General features: G+C 46.4%; 20 protein-coding genes. 7 read left to right on the top strand and 13 right to left on the bottom strand.

The features are described from left to right. Positions 1–225: 225 nt before the first annotated feature. The 6 genes from FYJ52_RS03010 to FYJ52_RS03035 all read right to left on the bottom strand — a co-directional run bounded on the left by FYJ52_RS03010 (position 226) and on the right by FYJ52_RS03035 (position 7,441). Positions 226–1,560: a RuBisCO large subunit C-terminal-like domain-containing protein gene (locus tag FYJ52_RS03010; protein WP_154575789.1), complete on the bottom strand. Its 1,335-nt coding sequence runs from the start codon at positions 1,558–1,560 to the stop codon at positions 226–228. Positions 1,561–1,578: 18 nt separating this feature from the next. Beyond that, positions 1,579–1,941 carry a DUF1667 domain-containing protein gene (locus FYJ52_RS03015; protein WP_154575790.1) on the bottom strand — a complete coding sequence of 121 codons (363 nt, stop codon included), beginning with the start codon at positions 1,939–1,941 and terminating at the stop codon, positions 1,579–1,581. Between the two features lie 13 nt (positions 1,942–1,954). After that, complete coding sequence (locus tag FYJ52_RS03020) at positions 1,955–3,232, bottom strand: NAD(P)/FAD-dependent oxidoreductase (RefSeq protein WP_154575791.1); 1,278 nt, start codon at positions 3,230–3,232, stop codon at positions 1,955–1,957. Beyond that, on the bottom strand, positions 3,213–4,718 hold the full coding sequence (locus FYJ52_RS03025; RefSeq protein WP_154575792.1) for an NAD(P)/FAD-dependent oxidoreductase: 1,506 nt from the start codon (positions 4,716–4,718) through the stop codon (positions 3,213–3,215). Before FYJ52_RS03025 ends, FYJ52_RS03020 begins: the two co-directional genes overlap by 20 nt. An 88-nt stretch (positions 4,719–4,806) precedes the next feature. Then, positions 4,807–6,342: a glycerol kinase GlpK gene (gene glpK / locus FYJ52_RS03030; protein ID WP_154575793.1), complete on the bottom strand. Its 1,536-nt coding sequence runs from the start codon at positions 6,340–6,342 to the stop codon at positions 4,807–4,809. Between the two features lie 64 nt (positions 6,343–6,406). Continuing rightward, positions 6,407–7,441 (bottom strand): sugar-binding transcriptional regulator, encoded by a 1,035-nt coding sequence (locus tag FYJ52_RS03035; RefSeq protein WP_154575794.1) that lies wholly within the window; start codon positions 7,439–7,441, stop codon positions 6,407–6,409. Between the two features lie 201 nt (positions 7,442–7,642). Here FYJ52_RS03035 and FYJ52_RS03040 point away from each other — a divergent pair, with 201 nt between their 5' ends. Beyond that, a complete protein-coding gene (locus FYJ52_RS03040) occupies positions 7,643–7,993 on the top strand; it encodes a cupin domain-containing protein (RefSeq protein WP_205960745.1) in 351 nt (116 codons plus the stop codon). 109 nt (positions 7,994–8,102) lie between these two features. Here the strand turns inward: FYJ52_RS03040 and FYJ52_RS03045 are convergent, their stop codons facing one another. Further along, positions 8,103–8,879 (bottom strand): triose-phosphate isomerase family protein, encoded by a 777-nt coding sequence (locus tag FYJ52_RS03045; protein WP_154575796.1) that lies wholly within the window; start codon positions 8,877–8,879, stop codon positions 8,103–8,105. Positions 8,880–9,110: 231 nt separating this feature from the next. Here FYJ52_RS03045 and dhaM point away from each other — a divergent pair, with 231 nt between their 5' ends. The 6 genes from dhaM (at position 9,111) to FYJ52_RS03075 (ending at position 14,774) form a co-directional block, all read left to right on the top strand. After that, positions 9,111–9,512 carry a dihydroxyacetone kinase phosphoryl donor subunit DhaM gene (dhaM, locus tag FYJ52_RS03050; protein WP_154575797.1) on the top strand — a complete coding sequence of 134 codons (402 nt, stop codon included), beginning with the start codon at positions 9,111–9,113 and terminating at the stop codon, positions 9,510–9,512. Between the two features lie 81 nt (positions 9,513–9,593). Next, positions 9,594–10,616 (top strand): dihydroxyacetone kinase subunit DhaK, encoded by a 1,023-nt coding sequence (locus FYJ52_RS03055; protein ID WP_154575798.1) that lies wholly within the window; start codon positions 9,594–9,596, stop codon positions 10,614–10,616. A gap of 20 nt (positions 10,617–10,636) precedes the next feature. Then, positions 10,637–11,287 carry a dihydroxyacetone kinase subunit DhaL gene (gene dhaL / locus FYJ52_RS03060; protein WP_154575799.1) on the top strand — a complete coding sequence of 217 codons (651 nt, stop codon included), beginning with the start codon at positions 10,637–10,639 and terminating at the stop codon, positions 11,285–11,287. 115 nt (positions 11,288–11,402) lie between these two features. After that, on the top strand, positions 11,403–11,963 hold the full coding sequence (locus FYJ52_RS03065; protein WP_154575800.1) for a LemA family protein: 561 nt from the start codon (positions 11,403–11,405) through the stop codon (positions 11,961–11,963). A gap of 26 nt (positions 11,964–11,989) precedes the next feature. Continuing rightward, positions 11,990–13,888 (top strand): DUF2207 domain-containing protein, encoded by a 1,899-nt coding sequence (locus FYJ52_RS03070; RefSeq protein WP_154575801.1) that lies wholly within the window; start codon positions 11,990–11,992, stop codon positions 13,886–13,888. 232 nt (positions 13,889–14,120) lie between these two features. Then, positions 14,121–14,774, top strand: a complete 654-nt coding sequence (locus FYJ52_RS03075) for a cupin domain-containing protein (RefSeq protein ID WP_154575802.1) — start codon at positions 14,121–14,123, stop codon at positions 14,772–14,774. 96 nt (positions 14,775–14,870) lie between these two features. Here the strand turns inward: FYJ52_RS03075 and FYJ52_RS03080 are convergent, their stop codons facing one another. The 6 genes from FYJ52_RS03080 to FYJ52_RS03105 all read right to left on the bottom strand — a co-directional run bounded on the left by FYJ52_RS03080 (position 14,871) and on the right by FYJ52_RS03105 (position 21,437). Then, positions 14,871–15,197: a branched-chain amino acid transporter permease gene (locus FYJ52_RS03080; RefSeq protein WP_154575803.1), complete on the bottom strand. Its 327-nt coding sequence runs from the start codon at positions 15,195–15,197 to the stop codon at positions 14,871–14,873. Continuing rightward, entirely contained in the window at positions 15,194–15,973 is a 780-nt protein-coding gene (locus FYJ52_RS03085) for an AzlC family ABC transporter permease (protein WP_154575804.1), read from the bottom strand. The genes FYJ52_RS03080 and FYJ52_RS03085 overlap by 4 nt, the downstream gene beginning before the upstream one ends. Positions 15,974–16,161: 188 nt before the next feature. After that, complete coding sequence (locus tag FYJ52_RS03090; RefSeq protein ID WP_154575805.1) at positions 16,162–17,280, bottom strand: glycerol dehydrogenase; 1,119 nt, start codon at positions 17,278–17,280, stop codon at positions 16,162–16,164. 120 nt (positions 17,281–17,400) lie between these two features. Beyond that, the gene (gene larA / locus FYJ52_RS03095) at positions 17,401–18,678 is read right to left on the bottom strand and encodes a nickel-dependent lactate racemase (protein ID WP_154575806.1); all 1,278 of its coding nucleotides are present in this window, start codon (positions 18,676–18,678) and stop codon (positions 17,401–17,403) included. A 131-nt stretch (positions 18,679–18,809) separates the two neighbouring features. Beyond that, a complete protein-coding gene (locus FYJ52_RS03100) occupies positions 18,810–19,889 on the bottom strand; it encodes an L-threonylcarbamoyladenylate synthase (protein WP_154575807.1) in 1,080 nt (359 codons plus the stop codon). Positions 19,890–19,931: 42 nt separating this feature from the next. Next, complete coding sequence (locus FYJ52_RS03105; RefSeq protein ID WP_154575808.1) at positions 19,932–21,437, bottom strand: nicotinate phosphoribosyltransferase; 1,506 nt, start codon at positions 21,435–21,437, stop codon at positions 19,932–19,934. Between the last annotated feature and the right edge of the window lie 36 nt (positions 21,438–21,473).

A 21,473-nucleotide genomic window follows, 5' to 3' on the forward strand; every position in this document is an offset into this window, starting at 1 on the left:
AAGAACCACTCAGGACCGAATCGTCCTATATTTCGATTTCAATTTATAAATCTACAAATTGCAGCTTGATATTAAATCAAACGAGGCTCCTGAGTATTTTCTCAGAGCCTCGTTTGTCTACAGTCTGATCTCCCTGTATATCATCACAGGGAGATTTCTTCATCAGAGGATTTTATTAAGATCCATTATAATTAAGGAGATTTATTTTATCAGCTTATTTTAGCTCTACAGAGCATAATTATCTTTGATATTTTCTTCGCCTTCGATCCCCCATTTGTCAATGGCAATCTGTAATTCTTCATGGTCTTTTGCTGCTTCTCTAAGATCAACACCATTCATAGTTGCTTCAATAGCATCACGGAATGCTTTAGCTCCTGCTCTTGGTCCTTGTGGATGACCGTGGATTCCAGCACCAACACCAAGCAACACATTATATCCAATATCATCAACCAATTGAGGTACCAATCCTGGAATAACGCCACCACCAATAAATGGGAAGATTTCTTTTAATCCATAAAATTTGCTCTGGCAAGCTGTGATGTTGCGAATATATTTATTAAATGTAATATCGAATTTACCATATGGCGGTTCAGTCAAATAAATATCAATTCCACATAATCTTGCGAGTTTTGTTTGCACCAATGAACTCATTCCCTGATATGGTGAAACAGTAACTGCAGGTCCAAAACAGCAATGTCCCAAAATCGGCACATTAATTTCTGGATCTTCTGCCAATTCTCTGACGGCACTCAGTCCAACGCCCCATGCATCTACCATAATACAATTACCGCCATTTTTGATAACTGTCATAGCATTTTCTTTTAATTTACTTACTTCATCTGTAATATTGCAGGCATATAAGGTTGTTTCACCCTTTTCAGCATCAGCACGTTTGGCAGCTTCCATATTTGCGCGGACACGATCTTCCAATTTATTAAATGACCGATCACCACCAATAAGTTCGTCATCTTTAATAATGTCTACGCCGCCAACTGCTGCTTCATAAAATAATTTTGCACCAACATCAGGCGTGTACCCTGTACAAGGCTTAATCATGTTATTTAATAAAGGACGTTCCGGAACACCAATATAATCGCGTAACCCTTTAATGCCAAATTTAGGTCCTTGGAAATCTTTTACAAAATTCTTTCCAAAATCTACATCCAATAATCTCAAGTATGGCATAGAAGTTACGTTACCCGTTAATGTGGCAAAAAAGAGTGGAATATTATCTTTAATATTTGCTACTGGATAACCAATTCTGACGATAAAAAATCTTTTTTCATCTTCTCCAATGTCATCCCGAACATTTGTCATATTTTCATAATCAGGGACTTCATAAACACCTAAAATTTTTGAGCAATATTTTTCTCGAACTTCATCTGTTTCAGCAGGAACATCAATCCAAGATCCTGTAGTCTGTTCAATTCCGATACTATTGGCTTTTAAAATTGGTTCTTCTTCTCTTCCCATACCAATTAAATAAGTTGCCACACAATAATCGTCTGCATTAATTCCTTCATACGTTGGATTCAACAATGGGCTATAAAATCTGTTCATTTTTTCCTCCTAAAATTATTATTTTTTATTAATATCCCTTGATGCTATTAAATCAACATTTGTACCACATATATTAGGACAAATAACACTGCCAATTTTAACCGGCGCATCGACAGACATATTACACAATGCTTTTACACATTCAAGAATTTTAGCTTTTGGTATTGGACCGGCAGTACGAACCGGCAGCATTGCCAATTCTCCTTGGTTTACTTTCACGGTCGATGTTAAAACACGTTTTGGTAAGGTAAACTCGTCCTTAGCGTAAGCTAATCCCCTCTTACATGTATATCCAGTAATGTTTTTGATTGTTTTTCCCTGATGTTCAATCGTAATTGCACATCCTCTAGGACAGCTTGTACAAATTATTTTCGTTTTCATTTTGAAACATCCCCTATCCTTCTTTTTCTACAGAAATACTAAATGATTTTTCCTGATCATTTACATATTTGACTGGAAGAGGAATCATTTCCATAGAACCAGGGGCGACAATATCTCTTTTAAGACTTGTTAATACATCTCCATTCTGATCTTTTACCGTTAATTTTACATGTTCGTCAGGTTGTCTAACTCGCATATACAACTTTAAAACCTTTTCGTCTTTTGGCTGTTGATTAGCAATAAACTGCGGCACAACATAGCCGATATTATTCCCTGCATGTACTGTAATAGGTATATTGAGCGGAGTGACTTCATTTTTAATATACCTAGCTGCTGCTCGACCTGCTGTCTGCGCTTCCGCTGAAACATTATCAACCAAATCATGAACTTGAAGCACATTCCCACAAGCGAATATTCCAGAGACGCTTGTACAGCGATTTTCATCAACTTTTGCGCCTTTAGTAACTGGATCTAATTCAATTCCGGCCGATTTCGATAATTCATTTTCTGGAATTAATCCAACTGAAAGCAACAAGGTATCGCATGGGATCAAAACTTCTGTATCCTTAATCGGCTTACGATTTTCATCAACTTTTGCGACAGAAATTGCTTTTAATCTATCTTTCCCATGAATTTTAGTTACTGTATGGCTAAGATAAAGAGGAATATTAAAATCATCAAGGCATTGAACCTTATTTCGAATCAATCCTGAGGAATATGGCATCAATTCTAATACTCCCTTAACGTTACATCCTTCAAGCGTCATTCTTCTTGCCATGATCAAGCCGATATCACCAGATCCCAAAATGACAATTTCTTTTCCAGGCAAATAACCATTGATATTGACATAACGCTGTGCTGTACCTGCCGTCATAACGCCTGCAACTCTGTCTCCAGGAATTGTAATGGATTCTCTTGTACGTTCCCGACATCCCATAGCCAAGATAATCGCTTTAGCATTTACTTCAAACAATCCATCTTCTCTATTCTCTGCAGTAACGATCTTATCTTTTGTCAAATCAACAACCATTGTTCCTGTTTTTATGTCAATATTTGGTTGTTTTAGCACTTCTTTTATAAAACGTGTTGCGTATTCAGGGCCTGTCAATTCTTCTTTAAAATAAGTTAACCCGAAACCATTATGAATACATTGTTCGAGAATGCCTCCCAGGCGGTCACTTCGCTCAAGTATTAATATACTGTTTATATCATTCTTACTAGCTTCTAGTGCTGCTGCTAGTCCCGCTGGGCCACCTCCGATAACGACAAGATCATAATTTAATTTTTTCATTATCGATTCCTCCTTCAAATAAGGACAAATCTTTTGTTTTCCCTAATAGGATATTGGATCGCCCTCCTCGTTTTGTAACATCTAAAGGATCTATTCCTAATTCTTCATTTAGGATATTTACAATACGTGGACTGCAAAATCCTCCTTGACAACGTCCCATGCCAGCTCGTGTTCTTCGTTTTATCGCGTCAATATTCCGCGCTGGTATTGGACGTCTTATCGCATCGAGAATTTCTCCTTTACTGATTGTCTCGCATCTGCAAATAATCTTTCCATAATCTGGATTCTTTTTGATTAATTCACTCTTTTCTTCTTTGGAGAGTTCTCTTAAAACAACAGGTTTTGGCCGAATTGGATTCCAGTCTGGTTTTACATTAAATTTCAATCCTACACTAGTTCCTACATCCCGCAGAATTTCATCAACTCTATCTGCAACTGCTGGTGCAGAAGATAATCCTGGAGATTGTATACCAACAAGATTAATCATTGTAGGAACAGTTTTCGCATGTTCAATAATAAAATCTTCTGTATTAGATGCTGGGCGTAAACCTGCAAATGTTGTAACGACATCACCCATTCTTGGCAATGCAGGGAATAATTTATGAACATCCCTTGCATAAATATCATCCAGTCCCTGCTGTGTAGTGGAAAAATCAGTTTTATCTTTAATTTCCACTGCGTTTGATCCACAAAGCAAGTTGCCTTCTGTCGTAGGAACAATGATCATCCCCTTTGAAACTGGAGTTGGAGGTGAGTAAATACAATGGTGAACATAACCGCTCCATTTTTTATCATATAAAAAATACTCGCCTTTTCTCGGATGGATATAATAATCAACATCTTCAACCATTGCAGCAATTTTATCTGAATATAATCCAGCGCAATTTATGACAACTTTCGGTTCAAAAGTTCCGACTTCAGTATTAACTCTTGCAATTTTTCCATTTCTTGTATGAATATTTGTTACGCCGGCATTGAGTAAAACTTTCACGCCATTCATTGCTGCATTTTCAGCTAATGCCATTGTCCATTCAAATGGATTAATAGTACCTGTATTTGGATCTAACAAACCAAACCGAACTTTTGGATTGATGTTCGGTTCCAATTTCATCATTTCGTCATGATCGACAATTCGGACCCCTTGTAAGCCATTTTTCTTTGCATTTTCAACTTCTTCTTTCATCGTTTTTAAATGGCTTTCTTCAAATCCAGCAAAAATCGATCCTGTGTGTTTAAAATCAACATTAAGTTCCTTGCAGAATTTATCATAAACTGCCGTATCTGATTTTAAACACATTTTCCCTTTCAGCTTACTTCCATCGATATTGTAACCGCTGTGGATCATCGAAGAGTTGGCTTTACTGGTTCCCATACAAATATCGCTTTGTTTTTCGACTAATGTAATATCCAAATCATACTGCGATAATTTTCTTGCTACAGCTGATCCAATTACACCGCCGCCGATGATTAATATGTCTGTTTTCATTTTTCTTCTTCTTTCATTTGTATCTGTAATTAAATTATAAGAAGATGTGGTATTATTTTCTAGACAGAAAATATTTTCGTATTATTAATTAATCGCCAAATTCTTTTCTAATTTCCTGCGTCCCTTTTCCCCACACTTTAAGGGCATTGATGCAATTTTTCCAACCAGCATATAATTTTTCTTTTTCTTTTTCAGGCATTTCTGGTTTAAAAATTTTTTCTGACTTTCTTGCTTTTTTAATATCTTCAAATCCATTCCAAAAGCCGACGCCTAATCCCGCCATAAATGCAGCTCCAGCTGCTGTCGTTTCTACATTGCTTGGTCGATCAACATCGATTCCAAGAATATCTGCATTAAATTGGGCAATCATATTATTTTTGGCCGCTCCGCCGTCAATATTCAGTACTTTTATTTTTTTGCCAGTATCCTTAATCACCGCATCCACCATATCACGTGTCTGGTATCCTAGAGAATCTAATGCGGCTTTAATGATGTCATTCTTTTCGATTCCCCGTGTTAATCCAAATAAGGTTCCTTTAGCATAAGCATCCCAATAAGGTGCTCCTATACCTGAAAACATTGGCAGGAAATACACATTTCCCCTGGGTGCTTTAGATTTTTTAGCGAAGAATTCAGAATCCGGTGTTGCTTCAACAAAACGCAATTCATCTCTTAAATATTGAATCGTTGATCCAGAATTAAAGACCACTCCTTCGAACAAATATGTAATTTTGCCATTTAACCCCCAAGCAATACTTGTTAACAGCCCACTTTCAGATTTTTTCGGTTCTTCACCAATAATTGAATCAAAAACGCCTGCTGTTCCAAATGTCATCTTACATTCGCCCTCGTCAAAACAGGCCTGACCAAAAGTTGCCGCCATCTGATCTCCGATCATAGACATGATTGGTAATGGTTTTTGGAAAGTTGTCCCTACTCGAACATCTCCAAAATGCGTGCAACTGTCACATACTTCTGGCATCATGATTCTTGGAATATCAAATTTATCTAATAATTCCTGATCCCAATCCAATGTTTTTATATTAAATAATGCAGTTCGAGATGCATTACTATAGTCAGTCTTATGTGCTTTTCCTCTCGTCAAATTCCATAAAATCCAGCAATCAATATTGCCAAAATATAATTCTCCTTTTTTTGCCCTTTCTCTTGTGCCTTCTACATGGTCTAAAATCCACTTAACTTTTAAAGCTGAAAATTCTGGGTCACACACCAAGCCCGTTTTATCTTTTAATATTTCTTCGTATCCTTCTTCTCTTAATGCATTATATCCATCAACTATTTCCTGACGATTGTCTCCCCAAACAATCGCATTATAAACAGGAAGACCTGTTTCTTTGTCCCAGATAATACTAGTTTCTCTTTGATTGGTAATGCCAACTGCTAATATATCATCATCACTGACGTTTACAGCTTTTTTACACTTATTGATGACTTCTGTTGTCGTTGCCCATATTTCCTTTGGATCCTGTTCAATCCATCCTGGATGTGGATAGTATTGATTGAATTCGTTTTGTGCAATGCTCACCGGCATCCCTTCATGGTTAAACAAAATGGCGCGGGCACTAGTTGTTCCTTCATCAATCGTTAAAATATACTTTTCCATAATATTCCTCCCCTAAATAAAATATGAAAATTATGTAATTCTAAATAATAGAATCATTAACTCTTTAAATATTGTGGTAAATATCAATTCCTAACTCTTTTTCTTGATGATAAAGTTCTAATATTTTTCCTGCTAATTGGTTGTCTACAATTAATGTGTCTATTAGATGTCCTTTTAAAGCGCTGTATGCGGTATAAGCCTTCTCTACCCCTGAAGCAATGGTAATCTTTTGATCAATCTTTTTAAAATCTTCAAAATTCATTGATATGGTTCTATCAATTAAATCTGTTTGACATTCGATGCCATTTCGATCAAAAAAATGTAATGCAATATCTCCGACAACATTTTTGCTTTGTAAGTTTTTCAAATCTTTTGGTGAGAGATAATCGGGTTTTGATAATATTGAATTTAATTCTGGATATAAGGAGCCCATTCCTGAAATCGAAATATTAATTTTTTTAAACATTTCATAAACTTTTTTTACATCTTTTTCTCGTTTTAACATTTGCGCCAATTTAGATGAACTCATCAGCGCATTCGTCGGTAAGGAATAATTTTTTCCACTAAATGCTTTCGCAATTCTCCGAATTAAAGTTCTAACATCCCACTCATTAACGTAATAAGACAAGCTACCATGAAGGGTTACGAAAGTTGCTGGAATGCGTTGTGCAGGGTTTAAATAGTTAATCATATAGTAAATCGTACTTCCCCACGTAATACCAAGAACATCATCTTCTTTTATTATTCGCTGAAGATATCTTGCTGCTTCAAGTGCAACTAACTTCTTAACATTGTCCTTACTCTCTTTTGAATCTTCTCCAACAGATTGAATATCAACGGCAGGCGCAATAACAACATCTTTTAATCCAAAAATAGTTTTTAATTTTTTTTCCTGCTTTAAGCACTTAACAAACGGATCGCGAATTACAAATTCAATAACATTTTTTTCACGGCCTTTTTTCAACAGACGTGAAACAGTTGTAACCGAAATATTTAATTCTTTTGCAATTTCATTTTGTGATAAACCAGAAATGTAATACATATAAGAAACTTTGATGATTAAAAAAGAAGATTGTTCATATTTATTTAGTTCTGTCATCTTTTGTCCTCACATTCTTGTGTAAAAGTGCGATATGATTTATGTATAAATTTAGAATATAATGTTATTTCATTATTTTCCATAGTGAAAAAATTTTCTCATTATATTATTAATAATAACTATGGAAATAATTTTCATACTTGTTATTTTTTTCGATATTACCTATATTAATAAACAATGAATGTAAAGAAGGAGAATACGATGTTTATTACAAACGAAAAAGATCATACTTTCCGCCATGGAAAAAGCGGACCAAAATATTTTATTCATGGTCCGAAATTGAACTTTGGCATCTGCCGTGTTTTACCTGGAGAAATTTATGATGCCCATAAACATGAAAAAATGGAAGAAGATTTTTATGTACTAGAAGGTTCTCCTACTTTTATTATTGATGGAGAAAAGTACATTGGACAACCAGGTGACTTTATTCACATGGATCCTGGTGAAGTACATTTAATAAAAAATGAAACTAACAAACCCTGTCTATATACAATTACGACAACACCCTTCTTTGAAGAAGGAGATAAAATTATAGTCGATGTTGATTGGTAACCATCGCCCTATTTCCTATTATCCATAATTTAATTAAAGATAAAAAACACTGTATCAGAACTAATATATTGATTGTGTTCTGATACAGTGTTTTTGTAAGTATTAATAATTATTCTTGGTTTCTTAGATATTCTGCTGATCTTAATATGACATCTGCAAAAACATCTGGCACAATACCGCATCCTGTTGTAAATAACCCGTTCACGTCTGGAAGTGCCACTAAATCAAGAAATGTTTCATGATTAACGCCTCCACCATAAATGATATAGGCATTATCCGCTAAAGTTTGGTCATAAAGTTCAGCAATAATATCTCTGATTATTTTATGTGTTGTTTGAATATACTTTGGATCTGTAGCTTCGTATTTGCCGATCGCCCACATTGGTTCGTATGCAAAAACGATACGCTGGGCATCTTTTTTCTCAATACCACTTAATAAATTTTTGATTTGATGTGACAAAAAGTTTTTAACACTCGCAGCATCTTCTTTTTTTTCTTCTCCAACACACAAGAATGGAACAAGAGAAGTTGACAACGCACACTTTAATTTCTTATTTGCCATTTCATCTGTTTCATGCAAAAAACGTCTGCGTTCTTGATGATTTATTTCTACATATTCACATCCAACATCTAGTAACATTCTTGCTGAAATTTCTCCTGTGTACGCACCCTCTTTCTCCCAAAACATATCTTGTCCACCAATATGAACGCAACTATTTGAAGATAAATTTTTATTGGCATCTGCTAATGCAGTAAATGATGGAAATACAACAACTTTAAAATCCTTAAAATCCTTTAAATTATCTTGTAATTTCTTCAATCTATCAACTGTTTCATCACAAGTTAAATACATCTTCCATCCTGAGCCACATAAAAAATTTTTCATTGTATACTCCCTTCAACTATATTATTTATTTCAATTTATTATACCGAATTCCGCGCCCCTTGACATTGATATTTTATTTTTGACATTATTTCAGACCCTAAAATTTACTTAAACATCTGGTATCCCCGGTTCAATTCTGGTATGATAAGTTTAACCAAATTATAGGATTTTATTCTATAAGGATGCCACATTGAATCAATCTGGCAAAAAATGATACACAAGGAGTTTAACATGGCAAAGACAGGTATGGTTATTGTTTCACACAGTGAAGAAATCGCCAACGGTGTCGTCAAATTGGCTTCAGAAATGGCCAACGACAATGTCGAGTTCAGAGCAGCCGGTGGCACAGGCGACGGACGTCTGGGCACTTCTGCGATGACGGTTTTGAAAGCAATCGAATCCTTATCCAAATGCAAGAGCATCCTGATCTACTGCGATCTGGGCAGCTCGGTTCTGAGCTCTGAAACCGCAATCGATATGATCGACAATACCCTTTTAAGAGCGAAATGCCACATTGTCGACGCACCGCTCGTCGAAGGGGCTTTCTTCGGCGCTGTTGAAGCAGCCGCTTCGGACGACGTTCAGAAAATCATAACCGAATCCGATAACGCGAGAAATCTTCACAAGAATTAATTTTTTCGGGATGATAAGATGACGGAGATGCCATCTTGATCATAGATCCAATTTTATTTTTATTCCAGGAGGGTAAGTATTATGGCAAAACTCAAACGTTTATTCAATGACCCCTATGACGTCGTCGACGAAATGATCGAAGGCTACGCTAAAGCACACAAACAATACGTCCACATGGATGAAAGTGAAGAAGCCCAGGGACGCGTACTCGTCTCTAACGAAGTCGGTAAGAAAGACAAAGTCGGCATCGTCGTCGGCGGCGGCACCGGCCACGAACCGATGTTCCTCGGCTACGTCGGCAAGGATTTCGCTGACGCGGTCGTCATGGGCAATATCAATACATCTCCGTCACCGGACCCGTGCTACGCCGCGGCGAGAGCGGTCGATACCGGCAAGGGCGTCGTTTATCTTTACGGCAATTACGCCGGCGACGTCATGAACTTTGACATGGGCGCTGAAGAAGCGGAAGACGAAGACGATATCGTTGTCAAATCCGTCACCGTCAAAGACGACGTTGTCTCCGCACCGAAGGACCGCATTGAAGACCGCCGCGGCGTCGCCGGGGACTTCATCGTCTTCAAGGCTGCGGGCGCTGCAGCTGCCATGGGCAAAGATCTCGACGAAGTCGTCCGCATTGCAGAAAAGGCCAATTCGGTCACCCGCTCCATGGGCGTCGCGATGTCCTCCTCAACCATCCCGGCGAAGGGCGGCACCATCTTCGAAATGGAAGACGGCGATATGGAAATCGGCATGGGCATCCACGGCGAACCTGGCGTGCGCCGCGGCAAAATCGACACCGCTGACAACGTCGTCGACGAAATCATGGACCCCATCCTGTCTGATCTGCCTTTCGAAAAAGGCGACGAAGTTTACGTCCTCGTCAACAGCCTGGGCGCAACCCCGCTGATGGACCTGCACGTCTGCTTCAGACGCGTCCAGCAGATCCTCGACGAAAAGGGCATCACCGTCTACAAGACGCTGGTCGGTCCGTTTGCTACATCCATGGATATGGCCGGCATGTCGATCACATTGACCAAGCTCGACGACGAACTGAAGGAAATGCTCGACTATCCGTGCGATACCCCGTATTTCACACAAGTCTAAAGAATTGAGGCAACACCTATATGGCAGAAGAACTGAGCAAGGCATATTTTATTCAAGTTATTGAAGATTTGATTCCCTGGATCGAAGACCGGAAGGAATACTTCACCGATCTCGACTCCGCCATCGGCGATGGCGACCACGGCATCAATTTGTCCATTGGTTTCCGCGAAGTGGCCAGCCATCTAGACGAATGGAAAGCCGATAACGTCGCGGGGCTGTACAAAAACGTCGGCAAGGCGCTGCTCGACAAGGTCGGCGGCTCCGCTGGCCCGCTCTACGGCAGCTTCTTTATGAAGTTCGGCGTCCCGGTCAAGAAAAAAGGACCGGACGAAGGCGTCACCGGCGATGAATTCGTCGAAATGATGGATAAGGCCATCTCGATCATCCAGAAACGCGGCAAATCAACCACCGGCGAAAAGACCATGAACGACACGCTGATGCCAGCCCTCGACGCGCTGAAAGCGGCGCACGCAGCGGGCGACGACATCAAAACCGCCATGGGCAAGGCCGTCGAAGCCGGCAAAGCCGGTCTCGAATCGACCCGCGACATGATCGCGACCAAGGGCCGGGCCATGCGCCTCGGTGAACGGGCTGTCGGTCATTTAGACCCCGGCGCAGCGTCAACCGCTGAAATGCTCGAAATTTTCTACAAAGACATGCCGGACGCGTAATCTGGCGCACAGCCTGCGGAAATCTCCGCAGGCTTTTTTTATACACTTACCGCAATCTGTTTGTGATTTGCTCGTTTTCATGATAAAATGAAACAAAAAATTAGGAGGTACTCTCATGCTCATCCCCATTATCATCATCGCGGTGGTTGTGATTATCCTGATCTGGCTGGTGGCCACGCGCAACAGCCTGGTCGGCCTCAGCAACCAGGTGGACGAAGCTTTCTCCACCATGGACGTCTACTTGAAAAAGCGCTACGACCTGATTCCCAACCTGGTCGAAACCGTCAAAGGCTACGCCAGTCACGAAAAGGAAACCCTGCAGCGCGTCGTCGCAGCCCGCAACGCTGCCGCCGCGACCCCGTCTTCTGACCTTGATTCGAAAATCAAGGGCGAAAATCAAATCGATCAGGCCCTGACCCATTTGTTTGCCATCGCCGAAGCTTACCCGGATCTCAAGGCCAATACCAATTTCATCGACCTGCAGAATCAGCTGAAGCTCGTCGAAGACGACATCGCCAACGCGCGCAAATACTACAACGGCACCGTGCGCAATTTCAATAACCGGGTGCAGATGTTCCCGTCGAACCTCATCGCCGGCATGTTCCACTACACCACCAAACCTTTCTACGAAGTGAGCAATGCCGCCGAACGGGAAAACGTCCGCGTTCAGTTCTAACGATTCCGTTCCAACAGGGGGAAATCATGAAACGCAAATCCCTGCTTTTGTTCGTTTCCATCGTCGCAGCCCTGATGCTTGTTCTGGCGCCAGGGAAAATTTCCGCCAATGCCGGCGGGTACACCACAAACGCCTACAACGTCGACGTGAAAGTCAATTCCAACCATGCCTACAACGTCACGGAGACCATTGACGTGAATTTCACCGAGCCGCGCCACGGCATTTACCGCTACATTCCCTACAAGGGAGACTTTTACCGACAAATCGGCGGCAAAAAAAGCGACAAAGCCTACGTCGCAAAGGTCTCTGACATTTCCGTGGAAGGCGGTGCTGTCGACATCGACCGGGAAAACGACAACGTCGTCCTGAAAATTGGCGACGCCGACACCACCGTCACCGGCCGTCACCGCTACGTGATCCGCTACACCTGGGACCCAGGCGCCGACGGCATCTCGGATTTCGACGATGTGTATTTCAACGTGGTGCCGACTGGATGGTCGACGGCGATCGACGCGAGCACTGTCACTGTAACCCTGCCGAAAGCATTCGACGCCGACAAAGTCCATCTTTACGCCGGGAATTACGGCTCCGGCGAGTATGCCTATTTCAACGTGTCGGTCTCGGGCAAGACCATCACAGCCAAAAGCACGAAGGCTTTACCCGAAGGGGTCGGCGCGACGATCAACTTGCGCCTGCCCGACGGCTATTTCACAGACGTGCACACCAACCGCGGACCCCTCACCGTCTTTTTCGCGGTGCTGGCGGCAGCTGTGGTAGCAGCTGTCGCGATGTTCATCCGCGCGGATCACATCACTCCGATCCCTGAGGTCATTGCCTTCCACCCGCCGAAGGGCTTGACGCCGGCAACAGTCGGCTACATCGCTAGCGGTTCCTCAAAAAAACACATCACTGCCTGCATCATGACCCTCGCCGAAAAAGGCTACATCTCGATCGAACAGACCGGCAAGCACGACTTCACCTTCCACAAATTGAAAGATATCGACACAAATGAGCCGACCCCTTTAAAGACCGTCTTCGAAGGGGTGACGCAAAGCGGCGCCGCGACGACATCTGCGTCCCTCGAAAATACTTTCTACCAGAATGTCGAGACAGCACAGACGGAGGTCCAGATGTTTTTTGACAAGCCGGAAAACGCGCTGTTCTCCCCTTTTTCGGAGAAATCCCGGAATGCGCTCACGGTCGTTGGTATCGCGCTGGCAGTGGCCGCCGGTTTTGTCTGTTCCTATATTGCAGACGGGACTGTTATTTTCTTGAATGGCATGATCCTCGCCGTCGTTTTCGGCATTGACTTCTTGGCGTGCCAAGTCCTGGCTGATCTCACCGTCCAAGGGCGTCGCAACCCAGCAGCCCGACACATCGGCCTCATCATCCTCGCCCTCGTAATCATCCTCGCCATCTTCAGCGTGGGATGTCTAGGCACATCGGGGATCGACTCGCAGTGGGTAGTCGTCGCCGCGCAGATCGCCTTCTTTGTCATCGGCGTGCTGCACAGCAGCATTGAACACTTGAGCGAAAAAGGGCGAAACTGGACCGGTGAGATTCTCGGCTTCAGGCGTTTTATCAAGACCGCCGAGCTCGACCGAATCAAGGCCCTCGTCGCGGACAACCCCTCCTATTTCTATGACGTCCTGCCCTTCGCTTACGTCTTTAATCTAACGGATAAATGGGCGAAGCATTTCGAAGGGCTCGTGGTCGAGCCGCCGAGCTGGTACACGCCTTACGACCCGTACACGACGTTCAACACAATTTATTTCGCGTCGATGCTCAACCGCAGCTTCGATGCGATGCAGCACAACATGATTGACGTGCCATCCAGTTCCGGATCCGGCGGATTCGGTGACTTCGGCTCTGGAGGCGGCTTCTCCGGCGGCGGAGGCGGCGGTGGCGGCGGTGGCTCTTGGTAAGGATGCACCAATTGCCGTCAATCGCCAAAACCTGCTTTCTTCAATGAATGAAGCATTTTAAAGCGTCGTAAAATTCAATATACTTTGCAGCAAAAAGGACTGAGTCAACTTAAATGGCTCAGTCCTTTAATTTTTCAAACATTTTCGTGAATTGTTGTCATGCCAACAGATTTTTGCCGTCCAGGCCTATATAATGACCCTATCAAATGACAAAGCAAGTGAGGTGACAACCATGCTTCTTCAAGCTGGACACGTTTTTAAACTCGCAGCGGAAAACCCCTGGACGCCAGGGTGTACGATTTCGACCAATTTGTCGACGTCCGCCGAGGTCCCGCTGTCTGTCTTTGCGCTGGCGCCGGAGACCTCTATTTCTGAAGAAACTTACGCGGCGCCCAAATTCTGGATGGTTGCAGCCGGCGGCGGCGCCGTCATGATTGACCACTCAGAAACGGCAAAACTTGCCGCTGGCGATCTTTATATCACCCCAGCAGACACGCCTGTCGGCATTCGTACCGACGGCGGCATCATTTACACAGAGCTTTCGCTCGGAAAGGACACACACATGAACCCATTACTTAAAAGCGGCAATGTCTTTCAACTGAAAGACCTGCTTCCCTATCAGGACGGCAAAATCGTCAACATGAATCTGATCGACGAAGATCATCTGATGATGGCGGTGATGAGCTTCACCAAAGGGACCGGCCTGTCCGAACACGCGGCGCCCGGCGAAGCGCTGATTTTCGCGCTCGACGGCGAAGCCGTCATCACCTACGAAGGTGAAGATCATCTGATCCGCGCCGGAGAAAACTTTAAATTTGACGCCGGCGGCAAGCACGCTGTCACTGCAGACGGCCCGTTCAAAATGGCGCTGCTGTTAACCAAGTAGCCGCTTGAATCCCGCAGCCTATTTCCTTCCCTGATAAACAACATAAAATAAACATTATCACTTATTTTGAGCCGCGCGGGACGGCTCTTTTTTTGTTTAAAAGATAAACTGTACCAGCAGCATGTAGCAGAGTGTACCGCCGAGCATCGGCAAAATCATGCCGCGCTTCCAGGCGTAGAGCGCGACGACGACACCGATCGAAATCAACTCGGGGATGCCGTGCGTCCCCCTTAAGACACTGACGTGTCTGAGGCAATAGACGACGAGCAGCCCAAAGACGGCCGGCGCGAGCACCTTGCCCAAATATGTCATAAAAGGCGGAACGGCCCGTCCTTCCGGAAACAGCACATAAGGCAGAAAGCGGGTCAGCACCGTCCCGGCAATGACGACGGCGACAGTGATCACTTGTTGTAAGGGTGTCATCTTTTTTCCTCCTGTGCGGGTGCATTGCGTTGCGTCTTCTTCTCTCCTTTGGGATACGCCGGATCAAGCACGGGCCGCAGCAATGTCAGCGCCGCAAAAATCACAACCATCGCCGGGATGATAAAATGATCTGGCCCGAAGACGATCAAACAAAGCAGCGATCCCAAAATGCCGACCAGTTCGCTGATGTGATCCTGCACCATCGTCTTCAGCGCGGTGCCGTCCTTGACCCACTGGCTGAGCAGAATCACGACGAACATCGCCGTCATGACGAAATCAAGACCGGTGGTGTCAAAGGTGATGAGACCGCCGAAGAGCGTGCCGATGAGTGCCCCGCCCACCCAGTATATTTGGTCAAGCAGGGAAATGATCAAGTACGCCTTGCTTTTATCGACCCCGTCGGGAATCGGCGTCGTGTAGACGATCGAAAAGGTCTCGTCGCTGGTCGTGTAGATCAAATAAAATTTCTTCGCCCCCATATTTTGATATGTGCCAAGAAGGGAAATCCCGTAAAACAAATGGCGCGCGCCGACCATGACCGCCGTCGCAAAAGCCGCCGCCGGATTAAAGGCCGACGCGAGAATCCCCACCATGAGAAATTCCATCGAACCGGTGTAGATGATGAGTGCCGTCACCACCGGCAGCCACACCGGATAGCCCGAGGTGCGCATCAAAATGCCGTAGGTAGTCCCCAGGAAGATGTATCCGGCCATCACGGGGAGCGTGTACTTGAAGACCGCCCTGAAGGCTGCTGCGTATTCGCTTTGCTGGTTCATCTGCTTTTCTCCCTTTCCGATACTGCATGTTCTTTTTGCTATTTAAACAGGTAGATTTAGTATATAATAAATGCGATGTCAACGCAACTTGATTAGCCAGCCACGTATATTTTATCAAAAACAAAAAAGCGCACCTGCTCCCGCAGATACGCTCTTGCGTTATTGAAATTATTTCCCAGGTAATAATATTATTGATGACTTTCCCGCCAGTCGGCACCGATCTGATCAGCTTTGAGGATGGCGTCCACCAGAATTTCTGGGCTGGTTTCGACAGGGACGGCGGCAATGTGTTTGGTGGTCATCGCCTTTTCGGCGACTTTTTTTAGACTTTCGGTATCGTCCCGCGACAAGCCGATATCCCTCAGGGTCAGCGGCAGGCCGACATCTTGATTAAAGGCTAAGACGTCTTCGAGGGTCTTCTGATCGTAATGTTCCAGCACCAGTTCGCAAATGGTGCTAAAGGCGACGATTTCACCGTGGCTCGCCTTCTGACATTCTGGCAGGGCGGAGAAGCCACTGTTTAAGGAATGGGCACCGGCGCATCCGGCGGATTCAACGCCAATCCCGGAGAGCAAGGTGTTGACTTCGATGATGTCCTCCACTGCTTCGGTCAGCGCATGATTTTTGACGTCGGCGAGGGCCTGGCGGCCTTCAGTCATAAGGGTCGTGTAGCACAATTCTGACAGCGCCATCGCGGCCAGCGGCGTCTTGTAGCCGGCGCGGACGCGGTTCTTCGTGTCCGAATCGACGTGGGCTTTGGCTTCAAAATAAGTCGAGAGCGCGTCGCCCATGCCGAAGGCCAGGTATTTTGCCGGAGCGTCGAGGATGATCTGCGAGTCGACGAGTACGAGGTCTGGGTTGCGTTTATAATAAATCGAGCCAGCGTGTTCCCCGGTTTCAGTATACGTCGCTGAAAGGGCCGAGGTCGGCGCATCGGTCGAGGCGATGGTCGGTACGGTCACAATGGCCGCGCCGGTCTGAATCCCTGCGTATTTCCCGGCGTCCATCGCCTTGCCGCCGCCGATGCCAATCACCACGTCGGCGTCCGCTTCACCTGCCATAGCAGCCAAACGGTCGAGTTCCGTCCGAGTTGTCTGGCCCCCGAAGGCTTCGCAGGTGATCATCAGCCCCTCAGCCTCAAAGGTCTGAGTCAGCATCGAGGACAGCTTGTCCACAAAGGACGGCGTGATCACCGCAAAGGCGCGCGTCGTTTCCAGATCGGCGCACCATTTGGCGAGGTTTTCGATTTCCCCGGGCCCTTGAACGTATTTGGACGGGCAGGCAAAAGCCCGTGTCTGAAGTGTCATAACAATATCCTCCCGTTGCTTTTTCTTTTATTATAGCACGGATTTTCCCGCCTAAAAGAACGCAAAATTTTTCAATAACGAAGCATTAAAAAAAGCCCGGCAGCACCGGGCTCATTTTTTTCACGCACGCACAATCACTGAAATCCCGTTGGGGATCACCGTGAAGGTTGCGTCGTCTCCTCTGATTTCCTTCGCCATTTTAACCGCTTCGTCGAGATTCGGTGCGTAATGCATCTTCATTTCTTCGATGGTCTGTTTCATTTCCGGACGGCTGACGTAAATCACCGGGTGGTGGATCAAAATCCGGGACTGGATCTGGTATTCCCACTGATCCGGCTGGGTTTCTCCCTGGGGCACCTTCAGAATTTCATCCATCAGGGCCTGCGGGCTTTCGCAGTTCTTCAGGGCGTTGTAGAAGCCGTCGCCGCCGGTGCCGTCCGCGCATTCCGCACAGATAATAATGACACCGCCTTCTTTTGTCGTCGCTTCCGCCGCCGTCATCCCCTTGACACACTGGTACATGTTCTGATCCAGCGGCGCGCCGCCGTTGCTCGTGATGGAGATGTCCGCCGGGACTGCCTTGACCTGGCAGTAGCCCGAGAGGAACTTACACCCGGACAGGTGTGCTTCAAAAGGATCCCCTGCAAAAGCAGCTACGACTTTTTTATCTTCATCGATGACCACGTTGACGATGTAGGCGAGGTTCGCCATCTTCGCCGCGGCCACCATATCTTTATGAAGGGGATTACCTTCGAGAATCCCCGTCCGGGCATAAGGACTGTCGATGAATTTTGAGCAGTGATTGCCCATGACCGTCTTTCGGTCGCACACGCCAGGCAGAATGCTCTTGCGTCCGCCGGAGAAGCCCGCAAAGAAGTGCGGTTCAATAAAACCTTCCGAAACGAGCAAGTCCGCATTGGCCGCGACCTTGTCGATGATGCAGTCCGCACCGGAGGGCAGCACCCCGATTTTTACATTGGCATCCGCATCGGCGGAATCGTGAACGACGATTTTTTCGTGATCGACGATGTCATCGCCGAATTTCGCCCGCATTTCCTTTTCGACTGACAGACGGTGGAAGCCGGTCGCAATCAGCAATGTGATGTCAATATTCGGGTTCCCTTCTCTTAATTCCTTGAGCATAAACGGGATGATGTGCTTACTCGGTACTGGCCGGGTATGGTCTGAACAGATAATCGTGCACGTCTTTTTCCCCCTCGCAAGCGCCGACAGCTTCACCCCGCCGTAGGGCTTCGCCATCGCCGCCTGGACGATTTCGTCTTCTGTTCCGGTCGCCTTCATCGTGCCAATGTTCGATTCCAATACACCGACTACCTGTTCATCAGGCAGTGTCAAGTCCAGCTTCTGCTGGCCACACGGAATTTTAAAATTCATCATGAACCCCCTATTTATTGTATTGGTCTGACCAATTGATACTTTTAGTATAAACCGTTTGCAATCAATGTTCAAGATTTTGTTAAAAAATTGCACAAAAAAACTCCGGTTTGATCCGGAGTTTTAAGATTCATTTAGATAAAAGTGTAGCCAGCCGCTTTGTAGAGCCGGTTGATCAGCGCCAGCGTATCATCGGTTACCGGGATATCCTCGGCAAAAATGTCCGTCGCGCCGAGATCATCGAAAGCCCTGAGACAATCGAAAAGCTTGTGAGACATGCCCGCCGGATCTTTTCGACTGCCCAAAGACAAAATCAGGCCCTTGTGGTAGCGGTCGATGGTCTCGTCAGTGGCAAGGATGGCACCCTTCTGGTCGGCATGGAGCTTGGCCATCCCCTCTTTGATTTTGTCGACCATCTCATCCAGATTCCCCTGGGCGATGACCATTCTCCCTTTCGGGGCATAATGGCGGTATTTCATCCCCGGGGAGCGCACCTCCTTCAGTTCCACCGGCTTCACCGCACCGGGCGAAACCTTCACTTCGCCGATAACCCGGCGGATGTCGTCAACGGTGACCCCGCCCGGGCGGTACACCGTCGGCGGAGTGGTCGTCATGTCGATAACGGTGGATTCGAGGCCGACGTCGGATTCGTCGCCGACGAGAATGGCGTCCACCTTGCCGAGCATGTCTTCGAGGACGTGCTCGCCCTTCGTCGGGCTCGGCCGCCCGGAAATATTGGCTGAAGGCGCAGCTACCGGCCGGCCCGCCGCTCTCAAAAAAGCGGCCGCCATCGGGTGACTCGGGTAGCGGATGCCGACGGTGTCGAGCCCGGCAGTCACCGTGTCAGGGATGCGGCTCGAGCGTTTCATGATCATCGTCAGCGGGCCCGGCCAAAAAGCCCCGGCGAGGCGCTTCGCCTGATCCGGGACGTCTTCGACGAGATCGTCAAGCTGAGCCAAATCGTAGATGTGGACGATCAGCGGGTTGTCGCCCGGGCGGCCCTTCGCCGCGTAAATCTGTTCGACGGCGTTGGGGTCCAGGGCGTTGGCGCCGAGACCGTAGACCGTCTCCGTCGGGAAGACGACGGTGCCGCCATCGCGGATGATTTTGCCGCAGACGGCCATCGCTTCGGTATCGTCGTCGGTGTTCAGATCGAAAATCTGAGTATCTTTTTCAGGGATGGGCTGATCGTTATGGGGTTTCGTTTCTGGCATAGTCTACGCCTTTCTTATTTGGTAAAATGATTCAACTGCGCCTTATCGCGACGCTTTTCTGTTAACCTTGCTTTTTTTCGGATCTTCAAAGGGCGGCTCGCCGTCGGTCAGATCGACGTCGGCTTCGTCGAGCAGATCCTGCTTCAGATCCCAAAGTTTGCGGGACAAATCGACGTGGTACACGTGGGGGTTGACCATGCGTTTGTACGTCGGCCACAACGTGCGTTTTTCTTCCTGAAGGTGTTCGCGGATCTCGTCGATGGACGGCTTGTCGTAGACACACTGCCCGTTCACGAAAACCGGCACGAGCAATTCCTTGGCTGTGAAATTTCTGAGGGTCATCTGTTTCCAGGTGTGAATCGGGTGGAAAATGCGCAGCGGTTTCGTATCGTCGACCACTTCATCTTCGAGATAGAGCTGATCGGCCAGGGCCATGCCGTTGTCCCTGGAATAGAACCGAACGATTTTTTTCGTCCCCGGATTGGTGATCTTGCCCGGATCGTTCGAAATCTTCATTTTCGGCTTGCCGTCAATTTCGGCCATTTTGTACACGCCCCCGAGGGACGGCGAATCGTAGGCCGTGATCAATTTCGTGCCGATGCCCCAGGAGTCGATCTTCGCGCCCTGGGATTTGAGGTCGCGGATCAGGTATTCGTCGAGATCGGACGAAGCGACGATTTTCGCGTCGGTGAAGCCGGCGTCGTCGAGCATTTTGCGCGCCTCAGCGGTCAAATAGGCCAGATCCCCCGAATCGATGCGGATGCCGTAATTGCCGGTAATTTTCCCGGCGGCCTTGTATTGGCCGAAGACCTCAATGGCGTTGGGCACGCCGCTTTCCAGGGTGTTGTAGGTATCGACAAGGAGAACCGCGTTGTCCGGATTGTAGTCGCAGAATTTTTCAAAGGCTTCCCGTTCGCTGTCGTAGCTGAGCACGAAGGAGTGGGACATCGTCCCCATCGACGCGCGGTCGAGCATGGGTTCGGTTTCGACGACCGACGTGCCGGCGCAGCCGCCGATCACCGCCGCCCGGGCGCCGAAATACCCGGCCTCCGTGCCGTGGGCGCGGCGCAGACCGAATTCCATGACCGGGCCGTCCCCGGCTTCCTCCACAATGCGGGAGGCTTTGGTGGCGATCAAGGTCTGGTGATTCATGATCGCGAGGATCGTCGTCTCGACGAGCTGCGCCTCGATCAGCGGGGCCTTGACCCGGACGATGGGCTCGTGGGGAAAGATGATCGTCCCTTCCGGCACGGCGTAAATTTCGCCCGAGAATTTAAAATGGCGCATGTAGTCGAGAAAGGCGCCAGTGAATTCCGGGTGGTAGTGGTGGAGCTGGGCGATGTCCTCGTCCGTAAAAGCCAGACCGTTGATGTAGTCGATCATCTGTTCGAGACCGGCCGCGACGGTGTAGCCGCCGTTGAAAGGATTTCGTCGGATAAACGCGTCAAACACAGCGGTTTCGCCGGCCTTGCCGTCATTTAAATACACATTACCCATGCTGAGCTGATAGAGATCTGTCGCCAGCTGTAATTTTCTTGGAAATTGCATGTCTTCTCCTTTATTTCCTCATTGGTAAAGTTGATC

This window comes from Pseudoramibacter porci (assembly GCF_009696145.1).
Taxonomy (GTDB): domain Bacteria; phylum Bacillota; class Clostridia; order Eubacteriales; family Eubacteriaceae; genus Pseudoramibacter; species Pseudoramibacter porci.